The sequence below is a fragment of the Candidatus Thermoplasmatota archaeon genome, assembly GCA_035541015.1.
Classification (GTDB): Archaea; Thermoplasmatota; SW-10-69-26; order JACQPN01; family JAIVGT01; genus DATLFM01.
Genome location: DATLFM010000028.1, coordinates 1 through 11,740, shown reverse-complemented (window position 1 = coordinate 11,740; position 11,740 = coordinate 1). Strand labels below are relative to the sequence as shown.

General features: G+C 69.2%; 12 protein-coding genes and 1 tRNA gene. 12 read left to right on the top strand and 1 reads right to left on the bottom strand.

Translation table 11 applies throughout. The features are described 5' to 3' along the window. The 5 genes from VM681_02690 to VM681_02670 all read left to right on the top strand — a co-directional run. Nucleotides 1–239 (top strand): hypothetical protein (locus VM681_02690; protein HVL86904.1); only part of this gene is annotated, 239 nt, incomplete at its 5' end. 74 nt (nucleotides 240–313) lie between these two features. Then, a tRNA-Leu gene (locus tag VM681_02685) sits at nucleotides 314–398 on the top strand. A gap of 81 nt (nucleotides 399–479) precedes the next feature. After that, nucleotides 480–1,313, top strand: a complete 834-nt coding sequence (locus VM681_02680; GenBank protein HVL86903.1) for a hypothetical protein — start codon at nucleotides 480–482, stop codon at nucleotides 1,311–1,313. A gap of 171 nt (nucleotides 1,314–1,484) precedes the next feature. After that, nucleotides 1,485–2,027 carry a hypothetical protein gene (locus tag VM681_02675; GenBank protein ID HVL86902.1) on the top strand — a complete coding sequence of 181 codons (543 nt, stop codon included), beginning with the start codon at nucleotides 1,485–1,487 and terminating at the stop codon, nucleotides 2,025–2,027. Between the two features lie 96 nt (nucleotides 2,028–2,123). After that, nucleotides 2,124–3,563, top strand: coding sequence for a hypothetical protein (locus VM681_02670; GenBank protein HVL86901.1), 1,440 nt, complete (start codon nucleotides 2,124–2,126; stop codon nucleotides 3,561–3,563). On the opposite strand, the gene VM681_02665 is transcribed toward VM681_02670, so the two are convergent. Further along, nucleotides 3,560–4,006, bottom strand: coding sequence for a peptidylprolyl isomerase (locus VM681_02665; GenBank protein ID HVL86900.1), 447 nt, complete (start codon nucleotides 4,004–4,006; stop codon nucleotides 3,560–3,562). The genes VM681_02670 and VM681_02665 overlap by 4 nt on opposite strands. Nucleotides 4,007–4,089: 83 nt before the next feature. On the opposite strand from VM681_02665, the gene VM681_02660 reads away from it, so the two are divergent. The 7 genes from VM681_02660 to VM681_02630 form a co-directional block, all read left to right on the top strand. Further along, nucleotides 4,090–4,671: a metallophosphoesterase family protein gene (locus VM681_02660; GenBank protein HVL86899.1), complete on the top strand. Its 582-nt coding sequence runs from the start codon at nucleotides 4,090–4,092 to the stop codon at nucleotides 4,669–4,671. Nucleotides 4,672–4,712: 41 nt separating this feature from the next. After that, nucleotides 4,713–6,347, top strand: coding sequence for a glycerol-3-phosphate dehydrogenase/oxidase (locus VM681_02655; protein ID HVL86898.1), 1,635 nt, complete (start codon nucleotides 4,713–4,715; stop codon nucleotides 6,345–6,347). Nucleotides 6,348–6,384: 37 nt separating this feature from the next. Beyond that, the gene (gene pyrG, locus VM681_02650; GenBank protein ID HVL86897.1) at nucleotides 6,385–8,052 is read left to right on the top strand and encodes a CTP synthase (glutamine hydrolyzing); all 1,668 of its coding nucleotides are present in this window, start codon (nucleotides 6,385–6,387) and stop codon (nucleotides 8,050–8,052) included. A 7-nt stretch (nucleotides 8,053–8,059) separates the two neighbouring features. Continuing rightward, nucleotides 8,060–8,632, top strand: a complete 573-nt coding sequence (locus VM681_02645) for an AAA family ATPase (protein HVL86896.1) — start codon at nucleotides 8,060–8,062, stop codon at nucleotides 8,630–8,632. Next, complete coding sequence (locus VM681_02640) at nucleotides 8,623–9,258, top strand: CDP-alcohol phosphatidyltransferase family protein (protein ID HVL86895.1); 636 nt, start codon at nucleotides 8,623–8,625, stop codon at nucleotides 9,256–9,258. The genes VM681_02645 and VM681_02640 overlap by 10 nt, the downstream gene beginning before the upstream one ends. Before the next feature lie 93 nt (nucleotides 9,259–9,351). Further along, entirely contained in the window at nucleotides 9,352–10,806 is a 1,455-nt protein-coding gene (locus VM681_02635; GenBank protein HVL86894.1) for a hypothetical protein, read from the top strand. A 132-nt stretch (nucleotides 10,807–10,938) separates the two neighbouring features. Next, the coding region (locus VM681_02630) for a M48 family metalloprotease (GenBank protein HVL86893.1) at nucleotides 10,939–11,740 on the top strand (802 nt) is incomplete at its 3' end.

The window sequence follows — 11,740 nt, the reverse complement described above, 5'->3', positions numbered from 1 at the left end:
CCGCAGCGCTTGCGCCCCGCCCCCCGCCCGCAACCGCTCCGACGCCGGCAGCGATCGCAGGCGCCCCTCCGGCGGCGGCCGCTTCCGCCGCGCGCGTGGTCGTCGTGCGGCACGACCCCGACACCGTGCGCGCGCGCATCGACGAGCTCGTCGGATCGTCGGGGGCAAGTCTCGTGAGCCAGGAGGAGGCCCGACTGCGCGACCTTCCCGGCAAGCCGACGGACGAGTTACGGCGCTAGGACCGCGGCGTTCTTCCGCGACGCGCGCGCGGAAAAGATGCGAGCGGTTCAAGCAACGGAGCACGGGTGCATCCGCACGGGTAGCCAAGCCTGGCCAACGGTCCCGGACTTAAGATCCGGCGTCGAAGGACTTCGTCGGTTCGAATCCGACCCCGTGCATGAAATCGGCGGAACCGGATCCCCGCCCGCGGCGGGCGGGGCAACGTTGAAGCCGCCCGACGCCGCTTGCGTGCCGGGGGCTTGCGGATTTCGGACGCGAAGAAGTTCACCCCGCTTGGCATCATCGCGCTTTTCGTCTCCCTCGCCGAGGGCGCGACCGTGGCGGCCGCGACGCAGACGACGGGCTTCGTGCAAATCGCGTTCGCGATCTTTGCGAGCACATTTCCTTTCGCCGTCCTCGCGGGCTTCTATCGCACGTTGTGGGTGCGGCCCCAGGCGCTCTACGCGCCCACCGACTACGGAGGGATGGACCCGGCGCAGTTCGCAAGCGCCCTCTCGCCCAACGAGCTCGACAAGAACCATACGTACCAGCAGGTCGCCGACACGGTGAAGGCGGAGCTTGCAAGCCCCGAGCTTGCCCGCGAGATCGCGCGCGCGACGTCGCAAGCCGGCGCCGTCGATCCGCGCATGATCTCGAGCATCCTCGAGAGCCGCGTCGAGGAGACGATGCAGAAGGTGCGGAAGAACGCGTTCCTCACGATCGACTCGCGCCCGTTCCTCGGCGAGGAGGAGGGGCGCGTGTGGGAGGTGCCGTACGACGGCTTCCAGAACCCCGGTCACCTCCTTTCGAGCATCTGGCAGACGATCGGCAGGCTCCCACGCGGCAACTACGCCCGCACGTGGGTGCTTCAAGACGCCGAATCGGGACGCCGCTTCACGAACATGGGGTCCCGCTGGCGCCGCGCCAACGGCGTCGAGCAGGACGACCGCAGCCTCGAAGAGATCGGAATCCTCCCCGGCATGACGATCCGGGTCGTGCGCATGGATCCCGCCGAGGTCCTGCACGAGGACTTGCGGCGCGGGCGAAACCTGCTCCGGCGCGCGGAGCAGCGGATGATGGCCGAGGCAGAGTAGAGATTCCATCCGGGCGTCGGGCTGTTGCGGGTCGGGCCCCCGTGCATCAAGCCCTCCCGCGGCCGCCTCGCACGCTTGCCGCGGCTCGGCGGCGCGCTTGCTCGCGAGCGTCTGGTGAAATCACATGACGTAACCACAACTGCCTTGATCTTCCGGGGCGCCGTGTGGGTCATGCCTCCATACGGCTCGTACGGAATCGTCGCGCTTGTCTTGGCCCTCTCCCTTGTGGCGGGGTGCCTCGAATCCGCTCCCGAAGAAGGGACCACCCCAAGCTCGGTCGATCCGCCGGTGAACCCCGAGGTCCCGGAGGAGCCGGTGGAGGAGATCGAGAAGAAGGCCGTGGAACTGTACTCCTTTGCCGAAACCGTCGTGGGCGCAAGCGCGCCGCACCCCATGCAGCCGGGTGCCGCAAGCGACGCGGTACCGCTTGCCAAGACGGACAAGTTCACCGTGCCGGCCGACATCACCAAGCTCGCCTACGAAGGCGACGTGGGCACCGGGACGGGCTCCGGCCGCATCGAGGTCTACGATCCCACGGGCAAGCTCGTCTACCTCACGAGCAACTACATCCTCGTGGGCGTGCCCGGGGCGGCCGGCGTGGGCGTGAGCATCAGCGGCGACGAGGCCGAGAACAACGTCGTGCCGGGCGACTACGAGGTCCGCTACTACGTGGCCGGAGCGATGGGCGCCACGCTGCTTGTGACGGGCAAATAGCAGGCCGGCAACTGCGCAACGTTTGGGCGCATAAAGCCATAAAGCGCCTGGGACGGTCCTCCACTCCGCGACCTTGGGTCGCTGGGAGACGAGATCGTGACGGGAGGCATCAAGGCAGCCTGGGCCAGTCGGACGTGGATCCTCGTGCTGGCGACGCTTGTGGCGGGAGTTCCCGCCCAGGCGCTGGAGACGGAAGACCTTCGCCCGGAACGCGCGGAGACCCCCGCGGCCGGACCCACGGCCGAGGGCCCCACCGGGACGGGCCTCGACGTCGACTACCGCTGCGGTGCAAACGTGGGGTCGGGAACGATCGGACTGCCCGCCCTCGTCGGCTCGTGCCTGTTCGAGATCGTCGCGCGCGCCTTGCCGACGAGCAGCGGAACGCTCCTCGTGGACGTGGTCGTCACGCCCACGGGCGGATTCCCGAACCAGGTGGTCGGCGTGGGCTACCGCGGATACAACCTGGGCGTTCGGCTGGACGCCGTCGCGGGCAGTCCGTTCAAGATGACGCTGTCCGTAAGCAACGTTGTCGTCACGGTCGCAACCGGTCTTTGCGATACCACCGCGAGCGCCACGTTCGAGATCGTGGCGGGCGCAAGCCGCATCCGGAGCGTCGAGTTCACGAAGGGGACCGGCGTGCTCGCCTCGTTCGATCCGATCGGCGTCTCGGCCCCATTCGCGGTCGCCACGACGGGACCGGCAACGGTGTCGGCCGCCCTCCAAGGCGCCTGCAGCGGCAACAAGCAGATCACCCTGTCGCTGCCGGGCGCGCTCTCCAGCCTCTCGGGCCGCTACAACGGTTACACGTTCTCGTTCACCGGCATCCCGACGAGCCTCACCCTTCGCGTGGAGGACGTGTCGAGCACGACAAAGCTCGTGCGGCTCACCCACACGAGCAGCACGCTTTCGGGCACGGTGTCCCTCGGCTCCTCGCTGGGAACACTGACCCTTGCGAACGCGCCGCGCAGCCTCGAGGTACAGATCGTCCGCGACGCGTCGGGCGATCTGAGCACGCTCTCGGCGACGGCTTCGAACGCGCCGGCGTCCGGCTCGGACGTGCAGTACGCGGCGACGGTGAAGGGGATCTCGATCTGGATCGACATCCGCAAGATCGCCACGGTCACGGTCTTTGCCAACATGGCGGCAAAGTCGTTCTCGGCCGACCTCACCTTCGTCAACAAGCAGGGTTTCCTCGACGTCGACGTGGCCGGAAGCTGGAAGTCGGTCGACTACGAGGTTCGAATGGACGGCTCGGGGCTGGGGCGCGTTCGCCTGGGCGTGGCCACGTCGAGCCCGAACGTGGACCTGTGGGCGAACCTTCGCGCCTGCGCCTCGGGCTGTGGCTCCGTGCAGGCCGTCGTGAAGCTCACCTTCTTCGACATCTTCGACGTGGGACCCACGTTCCGCATCGAGCGCCTAAGCTCCGGCAAGTACAAGCTCGTCGTGCCCGACCCGCTCATCGACGCCACGGTCGACGAGGGTTTCTGCGTCTCCTGGCTGTCGGGCCGCGTGCGCGAGTGCGCCGTGTCCGGCTAGGCGAGCACGCGGACGCTCTTGATCTCGTCCCAGGCGCGAATCTTGTCGATCACGTCGAGACCCGAGACGACCTTCCCGAAGACCGTGTGCACGCCGTCGAGGTGGCGCTGCTTCGAGTGGCAGATGAAGAACTGGCTTCCGCCCGTGTCCTTGCCCGCGTGGGCCATCGAGAGCGAGCCGCGCTCGTGCTTGTGCGGGTTGCCCGCCGTCTCGCACTTGATCTGCCAGCCGGGGCCGCCGGTGCCCGCCTTGCGGTCGCCCTTCGTCCGCGAGTGCGGGCAGCCGCCTTGGATCACGAAGTCGTCGAGGACGCGATGGAACCGGAGGCCGTTGTAGAACCCGGAGTCCACGAGCTTTCGGAAGTTGGCGACCGTGTTGGGCGCGTCCTTCTCGAACAGCTCGATCGTCATCGTGCCCTTCTCGGTCTCCATCACGGCTTGCATGGCGGCCGGAACGACCGCCCGGTCTAATAGTTTCGCCCACCCGGGCGGGGGATTCATGCGAAACGCAAGGCGTCTTAACGAGCGTGAAAATCGCCCTTTTGGCCTGCATCCACGGAAACGCCCGCGCGCTCGCCGACGTCCTGTCGCACGCCCGCCGGAAGGGCGCGGAAGAAATCCACGCGTTGGGCGACCTCGTGGGAGGCGGTCCCTCGCCGCTTGCCACGGTGAAGCTTCTCCGCAGAAACGAAGTCCGCTGCCTGGCCGGCGAGTGGGACGTCGCCGTCGCCACGGGCAAGCCCCTTCCGCCCGGCGCCTGCGGACCGGCCGGCGACGCCGCGCAGGCGTTGGAAGAGACGCGCGACGCGCTGGACGCGGCGAGCCTCGCGTGGCTGCGCTCGCTTCCCGCCGGGACTCGCTTTGCCCGGGCCGGCCGCACGTTCGCGCTCGCGCACGGCCACGGCCCCCGCGGCGTGCTCGCGGCCGACGTGCTCGTCCTCGGACATCTGCACACGCCATCCGTCGCGCGATCGTCGACCGGGCTCCTGCTGCAACCGGGAGCCGTCGGGGACGGGCCCGAGGCGTCGTACGTCCTGCTGGACGACCAGGCGCTTGCGGCAAGCGTGGAGCGCGTGCTCGTCGACGTGCGGGTTCCCGCGACGGCGTAGGCTGGGCGAAGGGTATTTCGCGGCGCCGCGATTCCACCCGCGTGCAGCGCGACCTTGCCGCCATGGCCGCCCGCCGCCACGATCTCCTCGTGATCGGCGGCGGAATCCTTGGCACCGCCATCGCCCGAGACGCCGCGCTGCGGGGGTACTCCGTCGCCCTCGTCGAGAAGGAGGACTGGGGGTACGGCACGAGCTCCCGCAGCACGCGCCTGGCGCACGGGGGCCTGCGGTACCTCGAGCAGTGGGACTTTGGTCTCGTCCGGGAGGCGCTCGTCGAGCGGGAACGCCTCGTCCGCAACGCGACGCACCTCGTGCGCCCGCAACGGTTCCTGCTCCCGGTCTACCGCGGCTCCCGCGTTCCCGCCTGGAAGCTGCGGCTGGGCCTGTGGCTCTACGATGCGCTTGGCGCCGGCGGTCTTCCGCGGCCCGGTTGGCTCTCGCGCGAGCAGGCGCTTGCGGCCGAGCCGGCCCTGCGCAAGGACGGCCTCCTTGCGGCCGGAACGTACTGGGACGCGCGCATCGCAAGCGTCGAGCGGCTGTGCCTCGAGAACGCGCTCGACGCCGCCGTCGCCGGCGCCGCCGTGGCCAACCACGCGGCCGTCGAGGGGTTCCTGCGCCAGGGGGAACGCGTCGTCGGCGCGGTCGTGCGCGACGTGCTCACGGGGGCGCGCCACGAGATCCGCGCGCGTCTTGTCGCAAACGCCGCCGGGCCGTGGCTTCCCGAGCTGGCCGGCGTCGCGGGCGTGCGGGTGCCGCACCGCCGCTCGCGCGGATCCCATCTTGTCGTGCCCAACTTCCTCCGCGAGGCGGTTCTGCTGCGGGCCGCGCGCGACGACCGCGTGTTCTTCGCGATTCCGCTGGACGGAAGCGCCCTCATCGGAACGACCGACCTTCGGGACGACCGGTCCCCCGACCTCGTCCGCTGCGACGAGGAGGAAGCGCGGTACCTGCGGGAGGAGGCGGCGCGCTACCTCGGCTTCTCGGACGAGGTCTGGTACGCCACCTGTGGCGTGCGCCTGCTTGTCGATGAGCCTGGCAAGACCGAGGGGCAGCTGTCGCGGCGGCACGAAATCCGCGACCACGCCGACGACGGCGCCCCCGGCCTCTGGAGCGTGCTCGGCGGCAAGATCACGACCATGCGCCAGGTGGCCGAGGACGCCGTCGACAGGGCGAGCGTTCGGTTGGGTGCGCGGGGCTGGTGCGAGACGCGCGACCGCCCGCTCCCCGGGGCGGCCAGCCTCGTGCGGCGCCGGCTGGCCCGACAAGGGCAGGCGGCGGGGCTTTCGCCCACCACCGTCGAGCACCTGATCGGGCTTTACGGCTCGCGTTCCGCGCAGTTGTTTGAGGCGTGCGCGCGCGAGGCCGCGCTTGGTGCGCCCGTGTGCCCGCACGCGCCCGACGTGCTGGCGCAAGTCGACGTTGCCATCCGCGAGGAGGGCGCTCTCACCCTTCAGGACATTCTGGTGCGCCGCCTTTCGAACGGCTCGGCCTCCTGCCAGGGCGAGGACGCGCTTGCTCGCGTGCTGGCTCGCGCGGCGGCGCTCCTCGGGTGGGACGACAAGCGGGTCGGGTCGGAAGAGGCCGCGTACCGGGCGTTTGCGGCCCGACGGCGGATCCCCTCGCCCGGCGCGGCCTTGCCCCATCCCGGCGAAGGCCCGCTCGTCTCCAAAGGCTAATATACGCATCCGCCGCATCGTCGGCCCCCGTGAGTCCATGAAGTACATCGTGGTCACGGGCGGCGTGCTGTCCGGCCTTGGCAAGGGAATCACCACGAGCTCGATCGGCCGGCTCCTCAAGGCCCGCGGCCTTCGCGTGACCGCCGTCAAGATCGACCCGTACGTGAACGTCGACGCGGGCACCATGAATCCCTTCGAGCACGGCGAGGTGTTCGTGCTCGAGGACGGGGGCGAGGTCGACCTCGACCTTGGCAACTACGAGCGCTTCCTCTTCACCAACGTCGGCCGCGAGCACAACGTGACCACGGGGATCGTCTACCGCAGCGTGATCGAGAAGGAGCGGCGCGGCGATTACCTTGGCAAGACCGTCCAGATCGTGCCCCACGTCACGAACGAGATCCGCGACCGCGTGAAGTCGGCGGCTCGCAAGTCGCAGGCGGACGTGGCGCTCATCGAGGTGGGCGGCACCGTGGGCGACATCGAGAGCGCGCCGTTCCTCGAAGCGCTCCGCCAGCTGCGCCTGGAAGCCGGAACCGAGAACGTCGCCTTCGTCCACACGACGCTTGTGCCCGTCATGGGGGCCGTGGGCGAGCAGAAGACGAAGCCAACGCAGCACAGCGTGAAGGAGCTTCGCGCCATCGGCATCGACCCGGACATGATCGTGTGCCGCGCAAGCGAGCCCCTCGACGACAAGACGAAGCAGAAGATCGCGCTCTTCTGCGACGTGAGCCCCGAGGCGGTCATCTCGGCGCCCGACGCACGGACCATCTACGAGGTGCCGCTCCTCCTGGCCGCCCAAAACGTGGACGAGTGGCTCGTGAAGCGCCTCAAGCTGTCCGCGCACCCGATGGATCTCACCGAGTGGAAGCGATTCGTCGACCGCGTCGTGAACCCAAGCCACGAGGTGACGATCGCCGTCGTGGGAAAGTACACGCACCTCGAGGACAGCTACCTCTCCATCAAGGAGGCGCTCCTGCACGCCGGCGCGCAGCTGTCGACGAAGGTGCGCATCAAGTGGGTCGAGAGCGAGGCGCTCGAAGGCTCCGCGATGCCGCAGGACGTGATCGGTCCCGTGGACGGCGTGCTCGTTCCCGGCGGGTTCGGTTCGCGCGGAAGCGAGGGGAAGATCCGCGCCGTCCAGTACGCGCGCGAGCGCAAGACCCCGTACCTTGGGATCTGTTTTGGCTTCCAGCTCGCCGTCGTGGAGTACGCGCGGCACGTGCTGGGCCTCGAGGGCGCCAATTCGACCGAGCTTTCGCCCAAGACGCCGCACCCGATCATCGACATCCTCCCCGAGCAGAAGCAGGTGAGCAACCTCGGCGGCACCATGCGCCTTGGCGCAAGCCCCGTCCGCATCGACCGCGGAACGCTTGCGGCCCGCCTGTACGGGGTCGAGGAGGTCCAGGAGCGCCACCGCCACCGCTACGAGGTGAACCCGGACTACCACGCGCGCCTTGCCAAGGGCGGGCTCGTGTTCTCCGGGAAGGACCCGGCCGGGCGCCTCATGGAGATCGCCGAGATCCCCGACCACCCGTACTTCATCGGCTCCCAGTTCCACCCCGAGTTCAAGAGCCGCCCCGAGAAGCCCGCCCCGCTGTTCCTCGGCCTTGTCGAAGCGGCCCTGGCTCGCGCCCGCGAACGCCACAAGCTTGCGACGGCCGCCGCACCGCCCACCGCCGAGCGCAAGCCCATGTCGCCTCCGTGAAGGGCGCATGATCCTTGCCTTGACGGGCGTGCCGGGCACCGGAAAGAGCGCGGTGGCCCGCGCGCTGGGCGCGCATGGCTGGCAGGTCCTCGACCTCAACGCGTGGATCCGCGGGCCCGGCTCGCGCGAGCCCGGCGTCGTCTTGGGACGCGACCCGCAGCGCGACAGCCTCGAGGTCGACGAGAGGGCGCTCGCCCGGGCCCTCGAGCGCACGTTGCGAAGCGCGCACGCCGACCTCGTCGTGGAGGGCCACCTCGCCCACCACCTCGTTCCGCTCGACTTCGTCGTCGTCCTTCGCTGCGCGCCCTCCGAGCTTCGCCGCCGCCTGGCCGCGCGCGGCTGGCCGCCGGAAAAGGCCGCGGAGAACGCGGAAGCCGAGGCGCTCGACGTCATCACCGCGGAGGTCGCAGAGCTGCGGACGCGCGAGCTTCTCTGCGCGGAGTTCGACACGACCGGGCGCGACGCCGCCTCGCTTGCCGCCGAGATCGACGCGCTTGCGCGTCGGCCCACCGCGGAAGCCTTAAACGCGCACCCGCTTGGAGCCTGCGACTGGAGCGACGAGGTGATGTCGTGGTACTAGACGCGCACCGCGCCCGCGTCGACTTCCTGCTCGACCCGTTCGTTCGCGCGTTTGCGGCCGCCGGGCTCACCCCCAACGCGCTCACGCTCCTGTCCTTTGCGGCGGCCGTTGGCGCCGGCGCCCTCTTCGCCACGGCCACGCTTGCGACGGCAAGCCTGCTCTTGGCCGCCGCGGCGCTCGTGTTCGTGAACGCGCTTCTTGATGCCTGCGACGGGAAGCTTGCGCGCCGGACCGGAGCGGCCAACCCGCGTGGCGACTACCTCGACCACGCCATCGACCGCTACGCCGACGTCGCTCTCTTCTTCGGCCTTGCGCTTGGCCCCTGGATCGAGTGGTGGTGGGGCTTCGCGGCCATGGCAGGCGTCCTGCTCACGAGCTACATGGGCACGCAAGCCCAGGCCGTGGGCGTCGGCCGCAACTACGCCGGGCTTTTGGGCCGCGCGGACCGATTGTTCCTGTTGATGGCGCTGCCCGTCGCACAGTGGGCGCTTTCCGGAACCGCCTTTGCGACCGTCGCCGACCGCAGCGTCCTTGGCTGGGGCATCGTCGCCATCGCGATCCTGTCCAACGCGACGGCGCTCCAGCGCTTCGCGCAGGGCTGGCGCGAGCTCGGGCGCCGCCGCTAGCGTTTCGTTTCAACGATCCGACCACGTTTCGTTCCAACGATCCGACCAATGTCTTGATCCTCGGTCGGGCCGGTCGACCCGCTTGGTGAGGCAGTGAAGCCGCAGATCGGGGTCGCCTTGGCCGTTGCCGCGCTTGCCGGAATTCCGCTTGTCTCGGGAATCCTCGTGACCTTCTCCATGCAAGGGGAGCCCGCTCCGGTCGAGGATCTCACGTCGTCGCAGACCGGTGAATCGACGCGATCGGACACGCGCCCGGCGCTCGCCGGCGCGATCCCCTCCGCGCAGGACTCGCTCAAGGAGGTCACGCGCATCGTGATCCGAAGCGACGCGGACTTCCGCCAGAGCGACGTTGCGAAGTTCGTCTCCGGATCGGGCACGCTTGCGGACCCCTACGTCTTCGAGGGGCTCAAGGTCCTCCACAACCTCTACATCCAGGACACGACCGTACCCATCGTCGTCCGGAACAACTACATCGCCGGCCGCCTTTCGTTGAACTACAACGCCGCCGACGTGCACGTCCACCACAACTACATCGGCGACCTGCGCGTGAACGAGAACATCCGGCGCGTGCAGGACCAGACCGGCGGCGTGATCGAGCACAACAAGATCGGCGCCATCGGGCAGATCCGCCACTACAACGGCGAGGTGCGGTACAACGAGATCGGTCCCCGGCCAAGCCACGTCGCGCGCGATTACCTCGGCGATACCGGCATCCTCTTCCTCAAGGACAAGCAGGTCGTCAACTTCGACGGCTGGCACAACGCCCGCATGCACCACAACGTCATCGACGGCTACGTCGAGCTGCAGCTCCACGGGCACAGCCACGGCTCCTGCTTCGAGTGCGAGCCGCACAACCACGCCGACGCGCAGAAGTCCGCCATGTACGACCACACGACGCGCTTCCACCGCTTCGAGTTCACGGACAACGAGGTCAAGATCGACAACGGCGTCGCCGTCCGCTACACGGACGTGGGCCACGCCGGCGACGACCGCACGGCCGCAAGCGAGGACGACGAGACGCTGCGCAAGCCCCACGTGCACTTCACGCAGATCGTGATCGCCCGCAACACGCTCGTCGGCGGCAGCCTCGTCGTGGACGTCTTCAACGCGAAGGACAAGCTCCACGAGATGGTGAACCCCGGAACGCTGACGATCGAGGACAACGTCGTCCGCGCGATCGAGGGCGAGCGCCCCGTCTGGTGGCTCTGGGGTTGGGGCCACCGCTCGGCCATCGAGATCCACACGAGCCGCGACGTCGACCTCCGCGTCGCGGGCAACGAGGCCGTCTTCACCGCGCGCGAGAAGGGCCCGCTCGAGCAGGCGCCGCTCGTGGGGCGCTGGTTTGGCGGCGACGACCCGGCGGCGATCCGCCTCACGGGCTTTGCCAACGCGAACCTTGCGATCCTCGACAACCGTGGCGCGGCCGACGCCTACGGCATCGACGCCCGCGACTTCGACGAGCGCACGACCTGGCACCTCTCCGGCAACCAGTTCCAAGCGCCCGAGCCCGTCCACTACGACGAGTCGGTGAAGAACGGGCCGTCCTAGGCGGCCGCGCCGCCTCCCGATCACGCCCGCCCCCGCATGCGTGCCTTCGAACGCGGGGGCGGGTGCCTCCCATTCCGTCGAGCCTTGGACCGAAAGGGTTTTCCGCGGCATGCCTTTGGTCCCTCGGAGACCATGTCGGTTGCCAACAACCTTCGGGCGATGGCCCTCATCTCGGTCCTGCTGGGCCTCTTTGCCGTGATCGGGTACCTCGTGGGATGGTTCTTCTTCGGCAACCCCAACGTGGGGCTCGTCCTGTTCCTCGTGCTCGCGCTTGCCATGAACTTCGCGAGCTTCTTCTGGGCGGACAAGATCGTGCTGCGGATGTACCGCGCGCGCGTGGTGGACGCGGCCAGCGCGCCGCGGCTCTACCGCGTCGTGCAGGACATCGCGCAGCGCACGAACATGCCCATGCCGCGCGTGGCCATCATCCCCGACGACTCGCTCAACGCCTTTGCCACCGGGCGCAACCCAAAGAACGCGGTCGTGGCCGCCACGCGGGGCATCCTCCAGGCTCTCGACGACGACGAACTCGAGGGCGTCATGGCCCACGAGATGGGCCACGTCATCAACCGCGACATCCTCGTCATGGGCATTGCGGCCACGGTGGCCTCGGCCATCTCGTTTGCCGCCTCGTCGGCCACCTGGGGCATGATTTTTGGCGGCGGAAACCGCCAGGGCGGCAACATCTGGCTTCTCCTCATCATCGCCATCACGGCGCCGATTGCCGCCATGATGGTGCAGCTTGCGATCTCCCGCGGGCGCGAATTTGGCGCCGACGCCACCGGCGCGCGCGTGTCGGGCAAGCCGCTCTCGCTTGCCCGCGCGCTCCAGAAGCTCGAGCGCCACAACAACCGCCACCCCATGGAGATCGGAAGCCCCGCGTCGGCCCACCTCTTCATCGTGCGGCCCTTCCGGGGCGGCGGCATGGTGCACC